Genomic DNA, 22210 nt, shown 5'->3' with positions numbered 1-22210 from the left:
TTGGTCACGCCACAGTCGGAGAAACAGAAAAACCCCAGGTGAACTGGGGTCTCTGCTGGTGTCCGAGGGGGGACTTGAACCCCCACGCCCGATAAAGGGCACTAGCACCTCAAGCTAGCGCGTCTGCCATTCCGCCACCCGGACAAGGTGTCTGCCGCCTTGCGCGGGGCGTTCCCCGCGGCGACATGGACAACAATACCAAGGTTTCGGAGTGCGTTTCACCTGCGTATTCCGTCCCCGGGCGGCGACCGGGGCGCCGCGGGGCACCCCGGCCGGGGCTCGTACGAACGGTGACGGAACGATCGCGGTGTGCCGTGTGCGCGGGTCAGGGCATGAGCTGGTACTCCGGGAAGTTGCCGGGCAGGCGCTCCCCCGCCGGGCCCTGGGTGACGGCCCGCACCAGCAGCTCCCCGCCCACGAAGGCCCCGCGCCACGAGGCGCCGAAGCCGCCGAACAGTTCGTCGCGGTCGCCGCGGGAGCGGGGCTTGCCGTGACCGGTCTTGAAGGCGCGGATCTGCGGTGCCAGCCGCTCGAACGTGGCTCTGTCGTCCGTCGAGAGGGTGGCGACGAGAGCGCCGTTCGACGCGTTCATGGCGGCCAGCAGTTCCGCCTCCGTGTCGACCAGGACGATGGTGTCGACCGGGCCGAAGGGTTCCGCGTGGTGGAGCGGGGAGGAGCGGGGCGGGTCGAGAAGGGTGACGGGCTGGACGTAGGCCGACGTGTCCTGGCCGGGCAGAAAGCGGGCGTCGGCCGGGTCGCCGCGGTGGAGGGGGACGGCGCCTCGGTCGACGGCCTCGGCCACCTGGTCGCGCAGTTCCTTCGCCTTGGCCGCGTTGATCAGCGGACCGAAGTCCAGCACCGGGCACGGGTCGTCCTCGTGCTCCACCGCCAGGGGGTGGCCGACCCGGACCGCACGTACCGCCGGCAGGTAGGCCGCGAGGAACGCGTCGAAGAGGCCGCGCTGGACCACGAAGCGGGGGTAGGCCGTGCAGCGCTGTTTGCCGTAGTCGAAGAGCTTGGGGACGACCGCGGTGAGCGCGTCCCAGTCCGAGTACTTCCAGATGCCCCAGGTGTTCAGGCCCTCCTGTTCCAGGACGTGCCGCTTGCCGAGGTCGGCGACGGCCGTGGCCACCGCCGCGCCGGTGTCACGACCGCCGACGAAGGAGACGCAGCCGATCTCGGGCGCCCGCACCAGTGCCGGGGACAGCTCGCCGCCGCTGCCGCTTAACAGGGTGACGGGCACCCCCTCGCGGGCGGCGAGCGCGCAGGCGAGGGTCAGGCAGGCGACACCGCCGTCGGTCGGGGTCTTCGCGATGACCGCGTTGCCCGCGAGCGCCTGCACCAGCAGCGCGTGCGCGAGGACGCTCATCGGGTAGTTCCAGCTCGCGATGTTGGACACCGGGCCGTCCAGCGGCGCCCGGCCGGCGATCATCGGCTCGATGCCGTCCACGTACCAGCGGACCCCGTCGATGGCCCGGTCGACGTCCGCCTGGGCGAGCCGCCAGGGCTTGCCGATCTCCCAGACGAGCAGCAGCGCCAGGAGTTCACGGTGTTCGGTGAGGGCGTCGAGGGTGGCGGCGACCCGCGCCCGGCGCTCGGCCAGCGGGACGTGCCGCCAGGCGCGGTGCTGGTCGAGCGAGGCCCGTACGGCCTGCCGGGCGACGGCCCGGTCCAGCCGGGGCGGGCCCGCGACCGGGCTGCCGTCGACCGGGCTGGTCGCGGGCAGCACCCGGCCGTCCGCGTGCCAGGCGGCGTCCCAGAGGTTGAGGACACGGTCGTCCCGGAAGGCTTCGGGCGCGGCGGCGAGACAGCGCTGCCAGGCCTGGGACCAGGACGTTTTGGCTTTGAGGGTGAGGGTGGATGCCATTCGGTTGCTCCGCTCTCGGTGCACGGACGAGAGAAACGAGGGAAGGCAAGGGGCCCCGGGGGGCCTTGCCCTGGCAGGTGGGATGCCTCCTCGGTGGGGCGAGGTGCTTGCGGGGTGGTGAAGTTACCGACGGGTCACGAAAGCCGACAGTCACCGTGCGCCGACTATGAGTGAAGTCACTGTGTGCGGGCCAGGTGGGCGAGGACGAGTTCCGCCGTCTCGGTCGGGGTCCTGCCGACCGACACCGGCCGCCTCCAGCGCCCCCTGCTTCGCCCGCGCCGTACCGTACGAGCCGGAGACGATCGCGCCCGCGTGCCCCATGGTCCGGCCCTCGGGAGCGGTGAAGCCGGCGATGTAGCCGACGACCGGCTTGGTGACGTGGTCGCGGATGTAGGCGGCGGCCCGCTCCTCCGCGTCGCCGCCGATCTCCCCGATGAGGACGACGAGTTCGGTGTCGGGGTCGTCCTCGAAGGCGGCCAGGCAGTCGATGTGGGACGTTCCGACGACCGGGTCCCCGCCGATGCCGACGCATGTCGAGAAGCCGATGTCGCGCAGCTCGTACCTGAGTTGGTACGTGAGCGTGCCCGACTTGGAGACCAGGCCGACGGAGCCGGGTTTGGTGATGTCGGCGGGGATGATGCCGGCGACGGCCTGGCCGGGGGTGATCAGGCCGGGGCAGTTCGGGCCGATGATCCGGGTGGCCCCGCCGCCTCGCGTAGGCGGTGAAGGCGACCGTGACCGGGACGGCGGAGGGCGGTCCGCGACGACGGCGCAGCCGCGGCCGACGCCCTGACCGGTGCCCCGGGTACCCCCTCTACGATCGGCTCACCGATCACCGGAGGGGGAACACCGCATGCACACCACGCCGTCGGCCACGGCGGCCGAGGAGCCGGGACGCCGGGTCACCACCCTGGAACTCTTCTTCGACCTGGTCTTCGTCTTCGTGCTCACCCAGCTGACCGTGCTGCTCGCGCACGACCTGACCCTTGCCACCGCCGGCCGGGTGACGCTGATCCTCGTCGTGCTGTTCTGGATGTACGGCGCCTACGCCTATCTCACCAACCAGGTGCCGCCCGACCGCCCTTCGCGGCGGCTGCTGCTGATGCTCGGCATGGGCGCCTTCCTGGTGTGCGCGCTGGCGATTCCGCGGGTGTTCGAGGACACCGGCGTGGTCTTCGGGCTGGGCTTCCTGGGTGCCGTGGTGGTGCACACCGCGCTGTACACGCGCAGCCACGGCTGGGACTCCCTCTGGTACGGCGTCACCAACGCGCTGGCCGCCCTGGCGGTGACCGGGGCCGGCCTGGTGAACGGGCTCGCCGCGGACGGGCTGTGGCTGCTCGCGATCGTCCTGCAGGTGGTCACGCCGGTCGTGGCCGAGCACGGGCCGGGCCGCAGGGACGGTCGGAGTCCCGCGACGCTGCGGATGCAGCTGGGCGCCCTGGACCCGGCCCACTTCGTGGAGCGGCACGGGCTGTTGCTGATCATCGCGTTCGGCGAGTCCGTGATCTCCATCGGCGTCGGCATCGGGGACCTGCCGCTCACCCCGGGTCTGTCCGCCGGCGCGTTCCTGGCGCTGGCGCTGGCGGTCGCGCTGTGGTGGACGTACTTCGTGCGGGACGAGGAGGCGGCCGAGGCCGCGTTCCGGGCGACGCCGCCGCACGCACGCTGGCGCCTGGCGATGAACGCCTACTACTACGCCTTCCTGCCGATGCTGCTGGGCATCGCCTTCCTCGCGGCGGGCATCAAGACGACCCTCGGTCATCTCGCAGAACACCCCGGCCCGGGGCCCGCGTTGACGCTGGCGGGCGGAGTGGCGCTGTTCCTGGCGGGTGACGTGGCGTTCCGGTCGGCGCTGGCGCTGCGTCCGGTCCGCCACCGGGCGGTCGGCGCCGCGCTCGCCCTGGCCACGGCCGCCCCCGCGGTGCGCCTGCCCGCCTACGGTGAACTGCTGCTCCTGGTCGCGGTGTTGGTGGGGATGCTGACGGTGGAGTCCCGGGCGTGCGTAACGGCAATGGCACCGGCACCGGCGGAGGCCGAAACGTCCGCCGGCTGAGGGAGGGCCGGACCCGACGGGGACTTGAGGGGGCCGCTGCCGGGGGCCGCCGCCGTCAGGACGCCTTGCGGTGGTGGTAGGAGTGGCGGGTGTGCTCGGTGTGCTCGCGCATCAACCGGGAGGCCAACTGCTCGTCGTGGTCACTGATCGCCTGGACCAGGTCCGCGTGCTCGGTCCAGGCGGTCCCGCCCCGCAGACGTGCCACAGGGGTGTAGTACCAACGGACCCGACGGTCGACCTGGGCGGCCAGTTCGGCGAGAACCGCGTTGCCGGCCAGCTCCATGACCTTGGCGTGGAAGGCGGCGTTCAGCGCGACGGCCCGGGTGACGTCGTCGGCGGCCACGGCCAGCCGGCCCTGCTCCACGATGTCGTAGAGCGCGTCGACACCCTCCTTGCCCGTGTGCAGCGCCGCCAGCCGGGCCGCCTCCGCCTCCAGCAGGGTGCGCACCGTGAGCAGCTGGTCGGCCTCCTCCTCGGTCGGCTCGTGCACGAACGCGCCCTGCGCGGGCCGCAGATCGACCCAGCCCTCGGTGTTGAGCCGCTGCAACGCCTCGCGCACCGGCTGCCGGGAGACGCCGAGATGCCCGGCGAGTTCACTCTCGACCAGGTGCTGGCCCGGCTGCAGGGCGCGGGTGGTGATGAGTTCGAGGAGCGCCTCGTAGACGCGTTCGCGCAGCGGCCCGGGGCGTTCCAGCTTCGGCACCGCCCCCTGCGGCAGTCCGGTCGACAACATCACGGTCCCCCTCCTGGACAGGTGTGGCGCGTGGACGCCGGACACCGCCCAGTATCGATTGTTTTTCGTCTACAGCCTACGGTGCACAGAATCCACGCTACCGGTATGCAGAATCCGGTCTGCGGTACACGGAATGCAGGCTGGTCGTACACAGGATCCGGTCGGTCGGATCCTGTCGGCCCGAGCCGCCGGCCGATCCGCTGAGCAGCCTCAGGGGCACCGTACGACCTGCCCGGCGTACGACAGATTGCCGCCGAACCCGAACAGCAGCACCGGATCGCCGCCGGAGAGCGCTCCCTGCTCCAGAAGCTTGGAGAAGGCGAGCGGGATGCTCGCGGCGGAGGTGTTGCCGGATCGGGTGACATCGCGGGCGACCACGGCGTTGACGGCACCGAGCTTCTGCGCCAGCGGCTCGATGATGCGCAGGTTGGCCTGGTGCAGGACGACCCCGGCGAGTTCCTCGGGGGCCACGCCGGCCTTCTCGCAGACGCGGCGGGCGATGGCCGGCAGCCGGGTGGTGGCCCAGCGGTAGACGCTCTGCCCCTCCTGCGCGAACCGCGGCGGCGTGCCCTCGATCCGCACGGCGTTCCCCATCTCCGGCACCGACCCCCACAGCACCGGCCCGATCCCGGCTTCCTGCCCCGGCGGGCAGGCCTCGACGACGGCGGCCCCGGCGCCGTCGCCGACCAGGACGCAGGTGGAGCGGTCGGTCCAGTCGGTGACGTCGGACATCTTGTCGGCGCCGATGACCAAGGCCCGGGTGGCCGCTCCGGCGCGGACGGTGTGGTCGGCGGTGGCCAGCGCGTGGGTGAACCCGGCGCACACCACGTTGATGTCCATGGCGGCCGGCTGCGGGATGCCGAGGCGTGCCGCGACGCGGGCGGCGGTGTTCGGGGAGCGGTCGATCGCGGTGGAGGTGGCGACGAGGACCAGGTCGATGTCCGCGGGGGTCAGTCCGGCGGCGGCGAGGGCCTTGGCGGCGGCGTGCGCGGCCAGCTCGTCGACCGGTTCGTCGGGTCCGGCGATGTGCCGGGTGTGGATGCCGACGCGGCTGCGGATCCACTCGTCGCTCGTGTCGACCATGTCCGCCAGGTCTTCGTTGGTGAGCACTCTGGCGGGCTGGTAGTGACCGATGGCGGCGATGCGCGAGCCGTTCATGTCGGGAGATCCCCCTCGTGGCCGTGGGTAGCGGGATCCATCAGTCTGATCAGTGACTCGCGGGTACGACGGCAGGCGATGCCACAGGAATCGGGTGCCGGGATTGTCGGCTCCGGTCAGATACGGGGAGCGTGGTTCGGTTCGGACCCCTTGAGGGTCGACTGCATACTGCAGACAATATTTCGTCGACGGGATTCAGCCGACCGTCTCGCCAGTCGCACCGGCCCCTCCCCCACCTCCCCGGTGTCCCTCCAACCGAACGGAGCAGAACCGGGTGGGCGCGTGCCGCGGAGTGGGCTGCAGCCTCACGCTCCATGTGCAGGACAATGAGATCGTGAAGGTCGGTCACCTCGCCGCACGACAAACCGGTGACCACACGGCAATCTCTGCATCAAGGGCCGTTTCGGCTACCAGCACGTACAGAACCGGGGCTGATCAGAACATGGGACGAGTCACGGAACGCCGTAAGGTCCTGCGCATCCGGGACGGGGCGGTCTCCACCCGGCCGGACACGCTCGTCGCCGAGGAACCCCTCGAGATCCGGCTGAACGGCAAGCCTCTCGCGATCACCATGCGCACACCGGGGGACGACTTCGCGCTGGCGGCGGGGTTCCTGGTGAGTGAGGGTGTCCTGGCCACCGCATCCGATCTGCAGAATATTGTCTACTGTGCGGGGGCGACCGTAGACGGTTCCAACACCTACAACGTGGTCGACGTGAAGACCGCGCCGGACGTCAGCCTGCCGGACTTCACCCTGGAGCGGAACGTCTACACGTCCTCCTCGTGCGGGCTGTGCGGAAAGGCCAGCCTGGACGCCGTCCGTACCACCACGCGCTGGCCGATCGCCGACACGCCCGCTCTCCGGGTCACGCCCGAGCTGCTGGCGAGCCTTCCGGACCGGCTGCGGGCGGCCCAGCGGGTGTTCGACCGGACCGGGGGCCTGCATGCGGCGGCCCTGTTCACCGAGGACGGGGAGCTGGTGGACATACGGGAGGACGTGGGCCGGCACAACGCGGTGGACAAGCTGGTCGGCCGGGCGCTGCAGAGCGACGGCCTGCCGCTGTCGCGGGCGATCCTGCTCGTCTCCGGCCGCGCCTCGTTCGAGCTGGCGCAGAAGGCGGTGATGGCCGGGATACCGGTGCTGGCGGCGGTGTCGGCGCCGTCGTCGCTGGCCGTGGACCTGGCGGCGGAGACCGGTCTGACGCTGGTGGGTTTCCTGCGGGGCGGGTCGATGAACGTGTACGCGGGCGAGGACCGTATCGCCCTGCGGGAGGCGGTCGCCGAGGGCTGACCGCTCCCCCGCGGCGCGGCGGCGGGGTCCCGGCCGGCGGGAGCGCCCCCTGCGCGGCGGGGCCCCGCGTCAGCTCGCGAACCGCACCTCTTTCGCCGCCAGCACCGTTCCGAGCCGGGGGAAGTCCAGCCGGACGGACGCCTCGTGCTCGGCCGCGGTGAGCGCGGCCATGGCGTCCTCGGCGAAGACCAGGTCGTAGCCGAGGTCGGCGGCGGCGCGGGCGGTGGACTCCACTCCGAGGTTGGTGGCGATGCCGCCGAACACCAGGGTGGTGACGCCGCGTTCGCGCAGGTGCGCGTCCAGCCCGGTGCCGTGGAAGCCGCCGATGGTGCGCTTGACGACCTCGAGGTCCCCGCCGTGGAGCAGCCCCGGCACGAGTCCGCTGCCGGGCGGCTGTTCGGCGACCGAGGGCCGCTCGACCCGCACGAGCACGACCGGTGCCCCGGCGGCGCGGAAGACGGACGCCAATTCCTCGGCGGCCGCCAGGACTTCGGTTCCGTCGCGGGGTTCCAGTGGCAGCGCGACGATGCGTTCCATCAGGTCGACGAGGATCAGGGCGGTGTGCTGCGGATCGAGCACGGGAGCTGCGGTCATGACGGAACGTTAACCGCCGTCAGCCGTCCGTGCCGGAAATCCGGATCAACAGGGCCATGAATTGGTCGCGTTCGGCGTTCGTGAGGGGGGCGAGCAGTTCGTCGTTGGCCGCACGGGCCGCCGTCTCGCAGCGGGCAAGGAGGCGGGTGCCGTCGCCGGTGAGGGAGACCGCGTTCTTGCGCCGGTCGCGGGGGTCGGGGGCGCGGACGACGAGGCCCGCGGCCTGCAGGTCGTTGAGGATGCCGACCACGTCCTTGGGGTCGAGGCTCACGCTGCGGCCGAGGTCGGCCTGGGCGACGGGGGCGAGGTCGCGGACGGCGGAGAGCACCACGTGGTGCCACATCTTCAGCCCTTCGACGGCGAGAGCGTCGGCGACCAGGGCGCGGCCTCGTGCGGCGGCCCGGCCGAGGAGCCAGCTGGGCAGGGTGCGGATCGCGGGCAGGGGTGCTTCGGCCATGACGGCAGCCTAGCCGAGAACCATTGGACTTCCCCACGATCATCTTCTATCGTTGGGACTCCCAACGAATTGGCCGACGAATTCGTCGGGATTCCCCATGACTGGCTCCCGGGGCATGGTCCCCGGTCAGGAGGTTGCGATGCGTCGTGTCCGGTACGAGTCCACCGGCGGGCCGCTGTTCATGGAAGAGGCACCGGTCCCCGAGCCCGGCCCGGGCGAGCTGCTGGTGCGCTGTGCCGCGGCCGGGGTCACCCTGCCCGTGGTCCGCAAGGTCACCGAGGCCGCCGAGCCGATCGCGCTGGGCGGTGAACTCGCGGGGGAGGTGGTCGCGGTGGGCGAGGGGGTGAGCCGGTTCCGGGCCGGCGACCTGGTGACCGGGATGTGCTTCGGGCACGGATACGCCGACTTCGCCGTACTGAACGAGGCCATGACCTCCCCCGTACCCGAGGGCGCCGATGCCCTCGACGCGGTCGCGCTGGTGCGCAGCGGGCTGGTCGCGTACGGCGCGCTGGAGGCGGCCCGGCTCGCGCCGGGCGAGTCCGTGCTGGTCACGGCGGCGGCCAGCGGTGTCGGGCATCTCGCGGTGCAGCTGGCGCGGGCGCGGGGTGCGCGGCGGGTGATCGGGGCGGTGTCGGATCCGGCGAAGGCGGATTTCGTCCGCTCTCTGGGCGCGGACGACTGCATACAGTATGGCGACGACAGCTGGGGAGATCCCGTCGACTGTGTACTGGATGCCGTCGGCGGTGATCTGCTCACCCCCGCCCTCGCCGCCCTCGCCCCCCACGGCCGGCTCGTCGCCTACAGCTCGGGCGGCGGCACGATCCAGGCGTACGACCTGCTGGTCGGCGCCAAGTCGGTGATCGGTTTCCAGATGGCGCTCATCGCCCGCGGCCGGCCGGAGCTGTACGAGCAGTGGCGGCAGGAGCTGTGGCGGCTGTTCGCCGAGGGTGCCGTGAAGCCCGCCGTGCACGGGGAGTTCGCCCTGGAGGAGGCGGCGCAGGCGCACGCGGTGATCGAGACGCGCGCCAACCTCGGCAAGGTCGTCCTGCGCCCGTAAGTGCCTGCACGGTCCTTGTGAGGCGCCGGTGGTCCAACTACCTTCGATGGAGCGCACGTTGGACGTGGGATGTCCGGATGTCCAGATGTCCGGCCGACGAAGGGCAGGTCGCACCGTGCCGTCAGGTCTTCGCGCCCGTCTCAGATCCGCACGCACCGCCGCCGCCCTCCTCGGGGCCGCGCTGCTCGCCCCGTTCGTCCCCGCCCATCCAGCGCACGCCCAGCCGGTGCACGCCCAGCCGGTGCACGCCCAGCCGGTGCACGCCCAGCCGGTGCAGGCCCCTCCGGCGCCGACTCGATCGGCACCCGCCCGGTCGACGCACGACCCATCGGCGGCGGGCTCCGCCGAGTTCGAGCAGCAGGTCCTCTTCAAGGCCTCCCAGGACCCCGGCTACGCCTGCTTCCGCATCCCAGCCGTCGTACGCACGACCGACGGCACACTGCTGGCGTTCGCCGAGGGCCGGGTCCTCAACTGCGGGGACGCCGCCGACATCGACATCGTGCTCAAGCGCTCCACCGACGGCGGCCGCACCTGGGGCCCGTTGCAGGTGGTCAACGAGGGCGACGGCGACACGCACGGCAACCCGGCACCGATCGTGGACCGCGTCACCGGCCGGATCTGGCTGGCCGAGACGTACAACACGGGCCGCACCGACAGCGCCAGTTGCTCGGTCCCCTGCGACCGCACCCCGCATCTGCAGTACAGCGACGACGACGGTACGACCTGGTCCGAGCCGCGCGACCTGAGCCCGGAGATCCTGCCCGCCGACTGGAACTCCTGGTACGCGACCGGGCCGGTGCACGGTATCCAGCTCACCCGTGGCCGGTACGCGGGGCGGCTGGTCTTCGGCGTCAACACCGAGAAGTGGGACGGCAGTCGGGTCACCGCCAACCACGCGGCGCTCATCGTGAGCGACGACCACGGCGGCCACTGGCGGATCGGCGCCACCGACACCTGGCCCATCGCCGCCGACGGCACCTTCCGCCAGAAGCCCTCCGAACTCACCCTCGCCGAGCGGACCGACGGTTCGGTCCTGGTCAGCGGCCGGGAGCAGGACGGCACCGACCTCGGCCACCGCACCCAGGCCGTCAGCCGCGACGGCGGCAGCAGCTTCACCGCGCCCTTCCACGACCTGCCCGGCCTGTACGCCCCGATGGTGCAGGGCTCGATGCTGCGCCTCGGCGACCGCATCCTGCTCGCCTGCCCCGGCGACCCCGACCGGCGGCGCACGATGATGATCCGCTCCTCCTACGACGGGGGCCGCACCTGGGACAGCGTGGACCGGGGCACGGTCGTCACCACGGACTGGTCCGGCTATTCCGACCTGGTGCGCGCCGACGGGGACACGATCGGCCTGATGTACGAGGGCGGCGCGGTGGACGCGCGCGACGAGATCCGGTTCGCCCGCTTCACCGAGGACTGGCTCGCCCCGCGCCGCGGCCCCGATCCGGTCACCGCGGACCTGGCCCCGCACGCCCGCCCGGCCGCGGTGCTGGGCGACGCACAGGAGACGGACGGCGTCTTCGGCGGGGCGCTGGAGTTCGACGGCACCGACGACGCCGTACGCCTGCCGTACCGCGACGAGCTGCCCCTCGGCACGAAGGACTTCACGGCGTCCCTCTGGTTCCGGTACAGCGCCACGACCGGGGAGCAGCCGCTGCTGTGGATGGGCGGGATCGGTACCAGCCAGCCGCAGGTGTGGGTGCGTGGCGAGCCGGCGAACAACCGGATACAGGGGCTGATCACCGTACGCAACGGTGCGGCGGCCCCGCAGACCGCATACGTTCGTACGGATACCGCATACAACGACGGCCAGTGGCACCACCTGGTCCTGCGCCGTGGTGACGGCCGGCTGTCGTTGACCGTCGACGGTATGCAGTCGTCCGTCGCCGATGTGCCGGGCTCCGTCAGCCGCAACTCCCCCTTCGGGGTCCACGTCGGTCAGCGCATGGACAGCCGTGCCTTCTTCACCGGCGCCCTCGACGAGGTGCACGTGTGGGACCGGGCACTGAGCGACGCGGAGCTGGCGGACCCGAAGGCGCTGCGGTCACCGAAGGACACGGTTGTGTGGCTGCCCCTGGACCGGGTGAGCGGCTGACTCCCCGGCGCTGCCGGCGGTCTCCTCGAGATCGTGGGAGCGGCGCTTGGCGATGACCGCGCAGACCATCAGCTGCATCTGGTGGAAGAGCATCAGCGGCAGCACGGCGAGGGAGGCGTGGGCGCCGAACAGGACGCTCGCCATGGGCAGCCCGGAGGCGAGGGACTTCTTCGACCCGGCGAACTGGATGGCGATCCGGTCCTCCCGGTTGAAGCCGAGCCCCTTGCCGCCGTACCAGGTCAGCAGGAGCATCACGGCGAGCAGGACGGCCTCGACGGCGAGCAGCCCGGCGAGCCGTACGGGGCTGACCTGGTGCCAGATGCCCTGGTTCATGCCCTCGCTGAAGGCGGTGTAGACGACCAGCAGGATCGAGCCGCGGTCGACCAGTCCGAGCACTTTCTTGTGCCGGGCGACGAAGCCGCCGATCCAGCGGCGCAGTACCTGACCGGCGAGGAAGGGCACGAGCAGCTGGAGCACGATCTTGACCAGGGAGTCGGCGGAGAATCCGCCCCCGCTGCCGCCGAGCAGCCCGGCCGCGAGCAGCGGGGTGACGACGATGCCGACCAGGGAGGAGAAGGAGCCCGCACAGATCGCCGCAGGCACGTTTCCGCGGGCGATCGAGGTGAAGGCGATGGACGACTGGATCGTCGACGGCACCAGCGTCAGGAACAGCAGGCCTTGGTAGAGCGGCTGGGTCAGCAGCACCGGCACCAGCCCGCGGGCGGCCAGCCCGAACACCGGGAACAGCACGAAGGTGCAGGCCAGCACGGTGACGTGGAGCCGCCAGTGGCGCAGGCCGTCCAACGCCTCCCGGGTGGAGAGACGAGCGCCGTAGAGGAAGAAGAGGAAGGCGATCGCGGCCGTGGAGGCGCCCGAGGCGACGTCGGCGGCGGCGCCCTGGGCCGGGAGGAGTGCCGCGAGGCCCACCGTCCCGAGCAGCAGGACGATGTACGGGTCGATCGGCATCCAACTCGGCCAGCGCAGGCGTTTCACGGTGCTCCGTTTGCTGTGCGGGGTCTGTGCGGGTGTCTGTGGGTAGTGGGGTGCGTGCGGGGCTTCCGCGTCCGCAGGTGGTTCTCCGGGGGCTCTGCGAGGGCCGTGCGGCCTCGCTCACCAGGCCCGCAGGGCCCCTGTCCATCGTCCTCCACCACCCGCCGATCGGGAATCCCGCATACCACTCTGACTGTCATCACGTTCTACGATGACCGGCGCTAGGCTGGCAGCCGTGTACGACCCGACGCACTTGCGCACCTTCCTCGCGGTGGCCCAGACGCTCAGCTTCACGCAGGCGGCCCGGCGGCTCGGCCTGCGCCAGTCCACGGTGAGCCAGCACGTGCGCCGGCTGGAGGACGCGGCCGGCCGGCAGCTCTTCTCGCGGGACACCCACTCGGTGGAGCTGACCGAGGACGGCGAGGCGATGCTGGGCTTCGCCCGCCGGATCCTGGAGGTGCACGAGCAGGCGACGGCCTTCTTCACCGGCACGCGCGTGCGGGGACGGCTGCGCTTCGGCGCCTCGGAGGACTTCGTCCTCACCCGGCTGCCGGAGATCCTGGAGGGCTTCCGCTACGACCATCCGGAGGTCGATCTGGAGCTGACGGTGGAGCTGTCCGGCACCCTGCACGAGCAGCTGGCCGCCGGAAAGCTCGACCTGGTGCTCGCGAAGCGGCGCCCGGAGGATCCGCGTGGCGCGCTGGTCTGGCGCGACGACCTGGTGTGGATCGGTGCGGAACGGCTGCGCCTGGACGCCGACCGGCCCGTGCCGCTGATCGTGTATCCGCCGCCGGGCATCACCCGGGCGCGCGCCCTGGAGGCGCTGGAGAGCGAGGGCCGTGACTGGCGGATCGTGTGCACGAGCGGCAGCCTCAACGGCCTGATCGCGGCGGCTCGCGCGGGGCTCGGCGTGATGGCCCACGCGCGCCGGCTGATCCCGCCCGGCCTGTTCCGTCTCCCGGACCGTTCCGGCCTGCCCGAACTGGGCAAGGTCGACTTCGTCCTCGTCCACGGCCGCCGCCGCGGCGCGGCGGAGGGCGCCGCGAACGCGCTGGCGGCGGCGATCCTGGCGGGCGGGGAGCGGCTGCAGCGACGGGGCGGCTGAAGGACGCCCGGTCCGGCCGTCGGCAGGGCACCGGTCGGACCGGCCGTGCGGTCCGCCGTCACGGGAGCGGGATGGTCTCCGCGCTCCCCGCTCCCCAGCCCCGCACGGGCACGGGCACGGGCACAAGCACGGGCACGGCCGGGGCGGTCACGGCCGTGACGGGCACGGCCGCCCCGAGCGAGGTCCTCGTGCGCATCGGCCGGGTCACGCCGGACGAGGCCCTCCGGCCGGTGCAGGGCCGGTGCACGACCGGTGCAGGAGGAAGTCGTGCCGCCCCCGGCCGAGCGGTCCGCCGTCAAGGCGCGTGTCCGGGGGCGGGGGCGGGGCCCTAAGGGCCGGTCCGCGCGGGCCTTCCGGTGCGTGGCCGAGGGGTCTCGGGCGGTAATCGGCCCGTACAGATTCGGTGGAGATTACGGCCCCGAAACTTACTGACCCGTCAGTATTGTGTCCGGCCCTTCCCCATGTGCGGGCATTTTCCGGTCACGGTCCGCGAGAAACGTGAGGTTTGCTCGGTTTCCTACCCCCTCCCGCCCGGAGACGGCGTGGGGTAGCTTTCACCGCGCTGTGCCGAGCATCACGGGCGTGACCATGCAGCGAGGATCCGGGAGCGAGGTTTGCGCGAGTTCACCAACCCGCCGTTGGCGTCGGGGCCGCCGGTGGGCGGTCTGGCCGACTCCGTCTTCGAGCATGCCCGGGCGGACCCCACACACGTCGCACTCGGCCGCAAGGACGCGTCCGGGCAGTGGCGGGACGTGACGGCCGCCGAGTTCCGCGACGAGGTGACGGCCCTCGCCAAGGGCCTGCTCGCCCAGGGCGTCCGCTTCGGCGACCGCGTCGCCATCATGTCCCGCACCCGTTACGAGTGGACGCTCTTCGACTTCGCGCTGTGGACGATCGGCGCCCAGGTGGTGCCCGTCTACCCCACGTCCTCGGCGGAGCAGTGCTTCTGGATGCTGTACGACGCCGAGGTGACGGCGGCCGTCGTGGAGCACGAGGACCACGCGATGACCATCGCCACGGTCATCGACCGGCTGCCGCAGCTGCGCCGGCTGTGGCAGCTGGACGCGGGCTGCGTCCAGGAGCTGTACGACGCCGGGGCGCACCTGGACGACGAGGTGGTGCACCGGCACCGGCAGGCCGTCACCCCGGACTCGGTCGCCACGATCATCTACACCTCGGGCACCACGGGCCGCCCCAAGGGCTGTGTCCTCTCGCACGCGAACTTCATGTACGAGGCGGACACGATGATCCAGCGGTGGCAGCCGGTGTTCCACACCAAGAAGGACGACGAGGCGTCCACGCTGCTGTTCCTGCCGCTGGCGCATGTCTTCGGGCGGATGGTGGAGGTCGCCGCGATCCGCGGCCGGGTGCGCTTCGGGCACCAGCCCCAGCTGCACGCCGCCGCGCTGCTGCCCGACCTGGCCGCGTTCAGGCCGACGTTCATCCTGGCGGTGCCGTACATCTTCGAGAAGGTGTTCAATGCCGCGCGCCGGAAGGCGGAGAAGGAGGGCAAGTCCGGGCCGTTCGAGAAGGCGGTCGACATCGCGGTGAAGTACGCGGAGGCCGTGGAGGCGAAGGCCTGGGGCATCGGGCCGGGCCCGTCGGCGGGGCTGCGCATGCAGCACCAGCTCTTCGACAAGCTCGTGTATACGAAAGTCCGCGCCGCGATGGGCGGTCGTATACGGAATGCGATGTCCGGTGGTTCGGGGATGGACCGCCGGCTGGGGCTGTTCTTCGCCGGTGCGGGCGTGCAGATCTACGAGGGGTACGGCCTGACCGAGTCGACGGCCGCGGCGACCGCCAACCCGCCCGAGCGCACCCGCTACGGCACCGTCGGCCAGGCCATCCCGGGCGTCACCGTGCACATCGCGGACGACGGGGAGATCTGGCTGCACGGCGGGAACGTCTTCCAGGGCTATCTCAACAACCCGAAGGCCACCGACGAGACCCTGCACGAGGGCTGGCTGGCCACCGGCGACCTCGGCGTGCTGGACGCGGACGGCTATCTGACCATCACCGGCCGCAAGAAGGAGATCCTGGTGACCTCCGGCGGCAAGAGCGTCTCCCCCGGCGTGCTGGAGGAGCGGGTGCGTGAGCACCCGCTGGTCAACCAATGCATCGTCGTCGGCAACGACCGCCCCTACATCGCCGCCCTGGTCACCCTCGACACGGAGGCCGTCGAGCACTGGCTGCAGATGCGCGGCAAGCCGAGGATGACCCCGGCCCAGCTGGTGCGCGACCCCGACCTGGAGACGGAGGTGCGGCGCGCGGTGGTGGCCGCCAACACCCTCGTCTCCCAGGCCGAGTCGATCCGCACCTTCCGCATCCTCGCGCAGCCCTTCACCGAGGAGCACGGCCTGCTGACCCCGTCGTTGAAGCTGAAACGGAAGGCGATCGAAAAGGCCTACGGCAACGAGGTCGACGCCCTCTACCGGAGCTGACGCGCGACCGGCTCACCGGTCGGCCGCCACCGGTCGGGCGGCTCGGATCGCGCGGTCAGGAATGCACGGCGGCGCGTGATCGTTGACGATGGGAGTACCACCTGTCCACAACCGAAGGATCAAGAAGCTCGTGAGCAGCAAGGTCCCCCCGATCATCCTCAACAACGGCGTCGAGATGCCCCAGCTGGGCTACGGCGTCTGGCAGGTACCGGACGACGAGGCCGAGCAGGCCGTCGCCACGGCACTGGAGGCCGGGTACCGCAGCATCGACACAGCGGCGATCTACGGCAACGAAGAGGGCACCGGCAAGGCCGTCGCGGCCTCCGGCCTGCCCCGCGAGGACATCTTCGTCACCACCAAGCTCTGGAACAGCGACCAGGGGTACGACGCCACGCTGCGCGCCTTCGACGCGTCCCTCCAGAAGCTGCGGCTCGACTACGTCGACCTGTACCTGATCCACTGGCCGCTCCCCTCCCGGGACCGGTACGTGGACACCTACCGGGCGTTCGAGAAGCTGCACGCCGACGGCCGCGTCCGCGCCATCGGCGTCTCCAACTTCCTCCCCGAGCACCTGCAGCGGCTGATCTCCGAGACCTCGGTCGTCCCGGCGGTCAACCAGATCGAGCTGCACCCGCACCTGCAGCAGCACGCCACCCGCGAGCTGCACGCGGAGCAGGGCATCGCGACAGAGGCCTGGTCGCCGCTCGGCCAGGGCAAGGGCCTGCTGGAGGTGCCGGCGATCGTCGCGATCGCGCAGAAGCACAATCGCACCCCGGCCCAGGTCGTGCTGCGCTGGCACCTCCAGCTCGGCAACATCGTGATCCCGAAGTCAGTGACCCCGTCCCGGATCAAGGAGAACATCGCGGTGTTCGACTTCAGTCTGGACGACGAGGACCTGGCCGCGATCAGCGCGCTCAACGAGGACCGGCGCCTGGGCCCCGACCCGGCCACCTTCGACATGGGCTGACACCGGTCCGACATGGGCTGACACCGGTCCGGCCCCTCGGCCGGCGGCACCTGGCCCGGCCCGCATCACGCCGTACGGCCGTCCTCCCGCCCGAGCGGCGGGGCGGACGGCCGTACGGCGTGCGGCCCGGCTGCCCCGCAGGGGCGGAACTCCTCGACCGGCACCCGCACTGCACCGCACTCAGCCGGAAGAGAAGGCGGAAGCCCGGAGCCCGGAGCGGGAGGCCGTCAGTCGGCCCGTACATCGGCGTGCAGGACCTCGAACTCCTCCAGGCCGATCACCGTCACGTGCGCCTTGGCCGCGCCCTCGCGGCGAACCGTCGCCTGCCCCGACCGGGACGCGGCGAGTGAACGGGGGTCGGTGAACAGGACACCGGTCATGCCGCGGCCGCGCTCACGGTCCAGGAACAGGGCCGTCCCGGCGAATCCGGGCAGCAACTCCAGCCGGGGCAGCACGCCGGCGTGGAACGTCTCGACGGCCAGGTCCGCGTCCGCCGGCACGAACTCGAGCCTGGTGACCCGCAGTCCCCCACCGGTGACGGGACGGTGCCCGGGATGGAAGACGGCGGCTTCGTAGTTCTCGACCGCGGTGGTGCCCGCGAAGGGCTGCAGCAGTGCCGGCCGCCGCTCGCGCATCACCTCGTCGCTGTTGTGCCGCGCCTCCTCCGACTCCCACCAGCTCACCGTGAGCAGCTTGCCGAGTTCGCGGTCGACGAAGACGCCCGCGCCCCGGTAGCCGGGCCGTTCCTCGAGCAGATCGTGCCCCTCGGTGTTCAGCGCCCGGACGGCCGTACTCAGGAGCGCCGGATCACCGGTCGCGTACACCGCACGTACGAACATGCGCCTCGCCTCCGGATATCCGCAATATCCGCTTCTTACAGTCTTGCCGCGGACGCAAATCACCGCAATCCGCGCCGGATTCAGGAGTTCACCACCGGAGGGTTGACGGGGACATGCAAACAGCGCCACCTTGTACGGCACCCGGTAAGGAAAGTTTCCTAACAGAAGGGTCCCCCACAGTGCGCCTTCGAACACTGACCCTCGCCGCGGCCTCCGGGGCCGCCCTGCTCGGCGCCGGACTCCTGCCCGCGCACGCTTCCGCCACCCCGTCCCCCAGGTCCGCCCAGGAGGGCACGGTCAGCGCGGCCGACCTGCTCGCCAAGGTGACGTCCTGTTCGCAGATCTCCAACGGCAAGTACAAGACCGACGACGAGACCTCGGCCACGGTCCCCGTGTGCGGCAAGAACGGCGCGGTCTTCTGGAAGGCCGACATGGACATCGACTGCGACGGCCAGCGCACCACCAACTGCAACGAGGACCGCGACCCCTGGTACCAGGACGACACCGCCTTCCACCAGTCCGACGGCAAGCCGCTGAAGGCCGAGTCACTGCCCTACGTCGTGGTCCCCAGCTCCAGCAGCATCTGGAACTACTCGGGTGCCGGCATCAAGGGCGGCGGCGTGGTCGCCGTCATCTACAACAACAAGGTGGAGTACGCCGTCGTCGGCGACACCGGCCCCACGAAGATCATCGGCGAGGCGTCGTACGCCACCGCCAAGGCGCTCGGCATCGACCCCGATCCGGCCACCGGCGGCGCCGACTCGGGCGTGACCTACATCCTGTTCAAGAACTCCAAGGTCTCCCCGATCGAGAGTCACAGCGCCGCGGTCTCCCTCGGGAACCAACTGGCCCAGCAGTTCCTGGCGAACAACTGAGCGACGCTGTAGGTCGGTTGGGCTGACCGATCGGTCGTACGACCACGGCGCTGACGCCGAGGGCCCCGGCCCGGAACCGGGAGCCGTACCGAGCCCCACCCGTCACCGGCCCCGCCCGCCCCCGGCCCCGTCCCGCTCTCCCGGCCCGTGCCGCCCCGTCCGGGTCACACCGGTCGTACCGCCCGGTGCACCGTGTGGGCGGCCAGGACGAAGACGTCGGGGCGCCGGTGGAGGCTGTGCGGGTCGGCGGGGTCGAGGAGCCGGTCGAGGGTGGCGCGGTCCTCGGCGTCCAGGGCGTCGGCGTGGACGTCGCGGGCCCGGGTCAGGGCGCCGACGACGAAGGCGCGGGCCCGGTCCGGGAGGGGCGCGGGCACGTCGAGCAGGAAGCTGCGGCTGCCCGTGTGCTTCAGGCCCGCCGCGGCCAGCAGGGCCGGCCAGTCCTCCGTCTCGGCGACGGCGTCGGGCAGTTCGGCGCGCATCCGGGCGAACCGCTCCTCCTGGGCCGCGTCGAGGCGGGCCTGCAGGCCGGGGCGGCCGAAGCCGATGTCGCGGGGCAGACAGCGGGACGGCAGGCCGCCCTCCAGGATGGCCAGGGTGCCGCCGGGCGCGAGCCGGGCGCCGAACGCGGCGAGGGCGGCTTTCTGGTCGCCGAGGTGGTGCAGGCTGCGGCTGGCCCACAGCAGGTCCGCCGGACAGTCCACCTTGTCCAGTGCCTCGGGGAGTTCACCGGCGAGGGTGTCGAGGCGGTCGGCGAAGCCCTGGCGGGCGGCCCGGGCACGGGCACGTTCGAGCAGCGGCTCGGAGCCGTCGACGGCGACCACCCGGGCGCCGGGGAAGGTCTCCGCGATCAGGCAGGAGATCACCCCGGGCCCGCTGCCCGCGTCGACGACGAGCCCGGGCTCGGTGATGTCCGTGCGCAGCCAGGACAGCGCCCGCGCGTACGCCGGGGTGAACAGCTCCGCCTCCGCCTCCAGCATCTCCGCCATGGCGGCCCAGTCGAAGTCGTCACCGCGGTCGTGGCCGTGCCGGTGGCCGTGGGGGTGGCCGTGCCCGTGCTGCGGGTCGGGGGTGTGGTGGTCGGATGCCATCGCGTCTGCCTCTCGCTCGGATGCGGTCAGCTTGCGGCGACGGGCGCGCAGCGGGCAATTCCCGTTGCCGGTATCGCAAAAAGGCAGAGGGCCGCGGGTCACGGCCGCCACGGCGGAGACCGCCTACGCCGTGCCGTCCCCCTCGCCCGTCGCCGGTCTGCGGAACGCGCGGATCGCGAACACCGGGTCCGGGCGGGGGCGGTCCTGGTCCGGGAGCCGGGAGAGGTGTGCGGCGAACTCCTCCGTGCGCGGCTCGCCCGGCGGCAGTTGGGTGAACCAGCCGCGGCGCAGGTCCGCGATGGTGGTGCGGGGGCTGCGGCCCTGGCCGACGCCCCGGAACGAGGTGTGGCCGGCGGGCCGGAGCCCGACCCCTACGGCGTGCGCGGTGACCGTGCCGGCGGCGTCCGGGGCGGGGCGGCGCGGGCGGGCGGCGAGGACGGCGTCGATGTCGCTGCCGGCGTCGTGCGCGGCGGCCTTGTCGACGGTGGTGACGTACACCCCGCCGGGCCGCAGGACTCGGGCGCACTCGGCGACGACCGCCCGGACGTCCGCGGGGTCGTCCAGCAGGTGCAGCAGCCAGATGCTGGTGACCGCGTCGAAGCTGCCGCTGCGGAACGGCAGGCGGCGGCTGTCGGCGCGGACGACCGCGCCCGGCAGGCGGGCCCCCGCCATGCGGACCATGGCGGGGGTGAGGTCCGCGCCCGTCACCCGCAGCCCGGGGCGGCCGGCGGCGAGCCGGCGCGTGACGATGCCGGTGCCGCAGGCGACGTCGAGAAGTCGGCCCGGGCGCTGCGGTATCAGGCCGAGGACCGCCTCGGTGGCCGCTGCGGCCCGGGCTTCGCCGCCCCGCGAGGCGTCGTAGGCGTCAGCTTCGTCGTCGTAGTCGAGCACGCCTCTCAGTGTGCGCCGTGACCTGCGGCGATGTCCTCCACCCTACGGGCGAGGGAGAAGTCGTTCTCCGTGACGACGCCGCCCGCGCTGTGCGTGTTCACGCTGAGCTGGACGGTGTTGTAGCCGAGGGTCAGGTCGGAGTGGTGGTTCAGCTCGTCCTGGATGCCGGCGATGTGCATGACCAGCGCCGCGGCAGCGAAGTGCGAGCCGAGCCGGTAGGAGCGGGTGAGCCGGTCTCCGTCCGCCGACCAGCCGGGCAGTTCGGCCAGCCGGTCCTCGATCTCCTTCTGCGACAGCGGTTCGGCGGCCATGGCCGGTCTCCCTTCAGGAAGGCGGAAAGGTGTTGGTCGTGCGGAGGTGGGTCATGTGGGGATGGGTCGTGCGGAGGTGGGTCGCCGGACGCGGGTTCCCGGAACGTCGAATACAGCTTCAGCTTCAGCCTGCCACGTCACGCGCGTGCGTACTCCGCGGCGAGGTCGTCGGCGAGGGCGGCGATCCGGGCCCGGCCCTCCACGTGTGCCACCCAGGAGTGCGGCAGCCCGACGTCACCGTGTACGGCGCCGAGCAGATTGCCGCAGATCGAACCGGTGGAGTCGCTGTCGCCCGAGTGGTTGACGGACAGCAGCAGCGCCTGCTCGACGCGCGGTTCGGCGAGCGCGCCGTAGACACCGATGGCGAGGGCCTCCTCGGCGACCCAGCCGGCGCCGAGGGTCTCGGCCTTCTCGGCGGTCGGCACGCCCTCGGCCGCGAGGTCCAGGGCCTCGCGCAGCGCGGCGCTGGTCTCTTCATGGCCGGGATGACGCGCCAGCAGCCGCAGGGTGCGCAGCACCGCGCCTTCCAGGGAGTCCCCGGCGACCAGGTGCGCCACGATCGCGGCGAACGCCCCGGCCGCGTAGTAGCCGGTGGGGTGGCCGTGGGTGATCTGCGCGCCGCGGGCGGCCATGGCGAAGGCGGTCTCGGCGGGGTGGACCAGGCCGAAGGGGGCCGAGCGCATGACCGCGCCGCAGCCCTTGGAGTCGGGGTTGACCTCGCCCGGCCGGCCGTCGAGCGGAAGCGCGGGGTCCGGGTGGTACATCCGGGCGACGCCGGACAGGCAGGCGTTGCCCGGGGCCCGGCGGGCGTACAGCCAGGGCTCGGTGACCAGCCCGCCGGGCGCGGCGGTTCCGGCCTGCGGGGGAACGGGATGCTGCGGATCCGGATGCTGCGGCACCGGATGCTGCGACACCGGATGCTGTGGCACCGAGTGCTGCGGGGGCGGCTGCTGCGGGCCCGGCTTCGACTGGGTCTCCAGCCAGCGCTCGTACGCCCGGCGCAGCAGCAGGGGCCAGCCGTCCGCGCTGCCCTGTTCACCTGTCCGTGCGCGTGCCTGGATCAGGGCCTCGGCGGTGAACAGGGTCATCTGGGTGTCGTCGCTGACCAGGCCGACCGCGCCGTGGGCGCCGGGCACGAGACCGGTCACCCCGCGCGCGCCGTGGGAGGCGCGGATCCGGTCCAGGGAGGAGAACTCCACGGGATAGCCGAGGGCGTCACCGAGCGCGCCGCCGAGCAGGCAGCCGCGGACTCTGGCCCGGTACGCGACCGCGGCCTCCCAGGAGGGCTTCCGCCACTGCTCGTTCATCGGGATTCCTTCGTGGATACCCCCGGCTTCAGCCGGGGGAGGAAACGAAGCTCCTGCGGAGCAGGGCAGGGAAAGCCGGTTCGCCCTC

The 22210-nt window shown here is 72.1% G+C and carries 19 protein-coding genes, 1 tRNA gene and 2 pseudogenes; 9 read left to right on the top strand and 13 right to left on the bottom strand.

Features of this window, described 5'->3' with window-relative positions:
• Positions 1-56 precede the first annotated feature (56 nt).
• The 3 genes and pseudogenes from AB0N17_RS31450 to AB0N17_RS31440 form a co-directional block, all read right to left on the bottom strand.
• Positions 57-144, bottom strand: a tRNA-Leu gene (locus tag AB0N17_RS31450).
• Between the two features lie 181 nt (positions 145-325).
• Complete coding sequence (locus AB0N17_RS31445; protein WP_366014965.1) at positions 326-1867, bottom strand: aldehyde dehydrogenase family protein; 1542 nt, start codon at positions 1865-1867, stop codon at positions 326-328.
• A 176-nt stretch (positions 1868-2043) separates the two neighbouring features.
• Positions 2044-2566, bottom strand: a pseudogene (locus AB0N17_RS31440) (succinate--CoA ligase subunit alpha); the annotation flags it as partial.
• Between the two features lie 154 nt (positions 2567-2720).
• On the opposite strand from AB0N17_RS31440, the gene AB0N17_RS31435 reads away from it, so the two are divergent.
• A complete protein-coding gene (locus AB0N17_RS31435; protein ID WP_366014964.1) occupies positions 2721-3920 on the top strand; it encodes a low temperature requirement protein A in 1200 nt (399 codons plus the stop codon).
• Positions 3921-3975: 55 nt separating this feature from the next.
• Here the strand turns inward: AB0N17_RS31435 and AB0N17_RS31430 are convergent, their stop codons facing one another.
• Together AB0N17_RS31430 and AB0N17_RS31425 are read right to left on the bottom strand one after the other, a co-directional pair.
• On the bottom strand, positions 3976-4653 hold the full coding sequence (locus AB0N17_RS31430) for a GntR family transcriptional regulator (RefSeq protein ID WP_366015011.1): 678 nt from the start codon (positions 4651-4653) through the stop codon (positions 3976-3978).
• A 210-nt stretch (positions 4654-4863) separates the two neighbouring features.
• Positions 4864-5811: a beta-ketoacyl-ACP synthase III gene (locus AB0N17_RS31425; protein ID WP_366014963.1), complete on the bottom strand. Its 948-nt coding sequence runs from the start codon at positions 5809-5811 to the stop codon at positions 4864-4866.
• 289 nt (positions 5812-6100) lie between these two features.
• Between AB0N17_RS31425 and AB0N17_RS31420 the strand changes: the two are divergent.
• Both AB0N17_RS31420 and fdhD read left to right on the top strand, forming a co-directional pair.
• Positions 6101-6246, top strand: a pseudogene (locus tag AB0N17_RS31420) (Fe-S-binding domain-containing protein); the annotation flags it as partial.
• Positions 6247-6253: 7 nt separating this feature from the next.
• Positions 6254-7102, top strand: a complete 849-nt coding sequence (gene fdhD / locus AB0N17_RS31415; protein ID WP_366014962.1) for a formate dehydrogenase accessory sulfurtransferase FdhD — start codon at positions 6254-6256, stop codon at positions 7100-7102.
• A gap of 69 nt (positions 7103-7171) precedes the next feature.
• Here fdhD and AB0N17_RS31410 read toward each other — a convergent pair whose 3' ends face one another.
• Both AB0N17_RS31410 and AB0N17_RS31405 read right to left on the bottom strand, forming a co-directional pair.
• Positions 7172-7696 carry an isochorismatase family protein gene (locus AB0N17_RS31410; RefSeq protein WP_366014961.1) on the bottom strand — a complete coding sequence of 175 codons (525 nt, stop codon included), beginning with the start codon at positions 7694-7696 and terminating at the stop codon, positions 7172-7174.
• A gap of 19 nt (positions 7697-7715) precedes the next feature.
• Positions 7716-8153 carry a MarR family winged helix-turn-helix transcriptional regulator gene (locus AB0N17_RS31405; RefSeq protein ID WP_366014960.1) on the bottom strand — a complete coding sequence of 146 codons (438 nt, stop codon included), beginning with the start codon at positions 8151-8153 and terminating at the stop codon, positions 7716-7718.
• 139 nt (positions 8154-8292) lie between these two features.
• Between AB0N17_RS31405 and AB0N17_RS31400 the strand changes: the two genes are divergently transcribed.
• The gene (locus AB0N17_RS31400) at positions 8293-9210 is read left to right on the top strand and encodes a zinc-binding dehydrogenase (RefSeq protein ID WP_366014959.1); all 918 of its coding nucleotides are present in this window, start codon (positions 8293-8295) and stop codon (positions 9208-9210) included.
• A gap of 115 nt (positions 9211-9325) precedes the next feature.
• Complete coding sequence (locus AB0N17_RS31395; protein WP_366014958.1) at positions 9326-11308, top strand: exo-alpha-sialidase; 1983 nt, start codon at positions 9326-9328, stop codon at positions 11306-11308.
• On the opposite strand, the gene AB0N17_RS31390 is transcribed toward AB0N17_RS31395, so the two are convergent.
• Positions 11258-12274 (bottom strand): bile acid:sodium symporter family protein, encoded by a 1017-nt coding sequence (locus AB0N17_RS31390; protein ID WP_366014957.1) that lies wholly within the window; start codon positions 12272-12274, stop codon positions 11258-11260. The two genes, AB0N17_RS31395 and AB0N17_RS31390, sit on opposite strands and share 51 nt — an antisense overlap.
• Before the next feature lie 259 nt (positions 12275-12533).
• Between AB0N17_RS31390 and AB0N17_RS31385 the strand changes: the two genes are divergently transcribed.
• The 3 genes from AB0N17_RS31385 to AB0N17_RS31375 all read left to right on the top strand — a co-directional run bounded on the left by AB0N17_RS31385 (position 12534) and on the right by AB0N17_RS31375 (position 16811).
• Complete coding sequence (locus AB0N17_RS31385; protein ID WP_366014956.1) at positions 12534-13403, top strand: LysR substrate-binding domain-containing protein; 870 nt, start codon at positions 12534-12536, stop codon at positions 13401-13403.
• Positions 13404-14017: 614 nt separating this feature from the next.
• Positions 14018-15844, top strand: a complete 1827-nt coding sequence (locus AB0N17_RS31380; protein ID WP_366014955.1) for an AMP-dependent synthetase/ligase — start codon at positions 14018-14020, stop codon at positions 15842-15844.
• A 130-nt stretch (positions 15845-15974) separates the two neighbouring features.
• Complete coding sequence (locus AB0N17_RS31375; RefSeq protein WP_366014954.1) at positions 15975-16811, top strand: aldo/keto reductase; 837 nt, start codon at positions 15975-15977, stop codon at positions 16809-16811.
• Between the two features lie 227 nt (positions 16812-17038).
• Here AB0N17_RS31375 and AB0N17_RS31370 read toward each other — a convergent pair whose 3' ends face one another.
• Positions 17039-17650 (bottom strand): hypothetical protein, encoded by a 612-nt coding sequence (locus AB0N17_RS31370; protein ID WP_366014953.1) that lies wholly within the window; start codon positions 17648-17650, stop codon positions 17039-17041.
• Between the two features lie 179 nt (positions 17651-17829).
• Here AB0N17_RS31370 and AB0N17_RS31365 point away from each other — a divergent pair, with 179 nt between their 5' ends.
• Entirely contained in the window at positions 17830-18525 is a 696-nt protein-coding gene (locus tag AB0N17_RS31365) for a glycoside hydrolase family 75 protein (protein ID WP_366014952.1), read from the top strand.
• A gap of 164 nt (positions 18526-18689) precedes the next feature.
• Here the strand turns inward: AB0N17_RS31365 and AB0N17_RS31360 are convergent, their stop codons facing one another.
• The 4 genes from AB0N17_RS31360 to AB0N17_RS31345 all read right to left on the bottom strand — a co-directional run bounded on the left by AB0N17_RS31360 (position 18690) and on the right by AB0N17_RS31345 (position 22122).
• Positions 18690-19613 (bottom strand): class I SAM-dependent methyltransferase, encoded by a 924-nt coding sequence (locus AB0N17_RS31360; RefSeq protein ID WP_366014951.1) that lies wholly within the window; start codon positions 19611-19613, stop codon positions 18690-18692.
• A 123-nt stretch (positions 19614-19736) separates the two neighbouring features.
• Positions 19737-20504 carry a class I SAM-dependent methyltransferase gene (locus AB0N17_RS31355; protein WP_366014950.1) on the bottom strand — a complete coding sequence of 256 codons (768 nt, stop codon included), beginning with the start codon at positions 20502-20504 and terminating at the stop codon, positions 19737-19739.
• 5 nt (positions 20505-20509) lie between these two features.
• Entirely contained in the window at positions 20510-20815 is a 306-nt protein-coding gene (locus tag AB0N17_RS31350; RefSeq protein WP_366014949.1) for a 4a-hydroxytetrahydrobiopterin dehydratase, read from the bottom strand.
• A gap of 137 nt (positions 20816-20952) precedes the next feature.
• A complete protein-coding gene (locus tag AB0N17_RS31345) occupies positions 20953-22122 on the bottom strand; it encodes an ADP-ribosylglycohydrolase family protein (protein WP_366014948.1) in 1170 nt (389 codons plus the stop codon).
• Between the last annotated feature and the right edge of the window lie 88 nt (positions 22123-22210).

It is taken from the genome of Streptomyces sp. NPDC051133 (assembly GCF_040682635.1).
GTDB lineage: Bacteria > Actinomycetota > Actinomycetes > Streptomycetales > Streptomycetaceae > Streptomyces.
Note: the sequence above shows the minus strand (reverse complement) of the source record. Positions and strands in the feature narration are given on the sequence as shown.

Excerpts from the sequence above, each read along its gene's own strand:
- AB0N17_RS31410 (WP_366014961.1), bottom strand. The coding sequence starts at position 7,696 with ATGACCGCAGCTCCCGTGCTCGATCCGCAGCACACCGCCCTGATCCTC.
- AB0N17_RS31405 (WP_366014960.1), bottom strand. The coding sequence starts at position 8,153 with ATGGCCGAAGCACCCCTGCCCGCGATCCGCACCCTGCCCAGCTGGCTC.
- AB0N17_RS31430 (WP_366015011.1), bottom strand. The coding sequence starts at position 4,653 with ATGTTGTCGACCGGACTGCCGCAGGGGGCGGTGCCGAAGCTGGAACGC.
- AB0N17_RS31400 (WP_366014959.1), top strand. The coding sequence starts at position 8,293 with ATGCGTCGTGTCCGGTACGAGTCCACCGGCGGGCCGCTGTTCATGGAA.
- AB0N17_RS31350 (WP_366014949.1), bottom strand. The coding sequence starts at position 20,815 with ATGGCCGCCGAACCGCTGTCGCAGAAGGAGATCGAGGACCGGCTGGCC.
- AB0N17_RS31445 (WP_366014965.1), bottom strand. The coding sequence starts at position 1,867 with ATGGCATCCACCCTCACCCTCAAAGCCAAAACGTCCTGGTCCCAGGCC.
- AB0N17_RS31370 (WP_366014953.1), bottom strand. The coding sequence starts at position 17,650 with ATGTTCGTACGTGCGGTGTACGCGACCGGTGATCCGGCGCTCCTGAGT.
- AB0N17_RS31435 (WP_366014964.1), top strand. The coding sequence starts at position 2,721 with ATGCACACCACGCCGTCGGCCACGGCGGCCGAGGAGCCGGGACGCCGG.
- AB0N17_RS31345 (WP_366014948.1), bottom strand. The coding sequence starts at position 22,122 with ATGAACGAGCAGTGGCGGAAGCCCTCCTGGGAGGCCGCGGTCGCGTAC.
- AB0N17_RS31360 (WP_366014951.1), bottom strand. The coding sequence starts at position 19,613 with ATGGCATCCGACCACCACACCCCCGACCCGCAGCACGGGCACGGCCAC.
- fdhD (WP_366014962.1), top strand. The coding sequence starts at position 6,254 with ATGGGACGAGTCACGGAACGCCGTAAGGTCCTGCGCATCCGGGACGGG.
- AB0N17_RS31425 (WP_366014963.1), bottom strand. The coding sequence starts at position 5,811 with ATGAACGGCTCGCGCATCGCCGCCATCGGTCACTACCAGCCCGCCAGA.
- AB0N17_RS31390 (WP_366014957.1), bottom strand. The coding sequence starts at position 12,274 with ATGCCGATCGACCCGTACATCGTCCTGCTGCTCGGGACGGTGGGCCTC.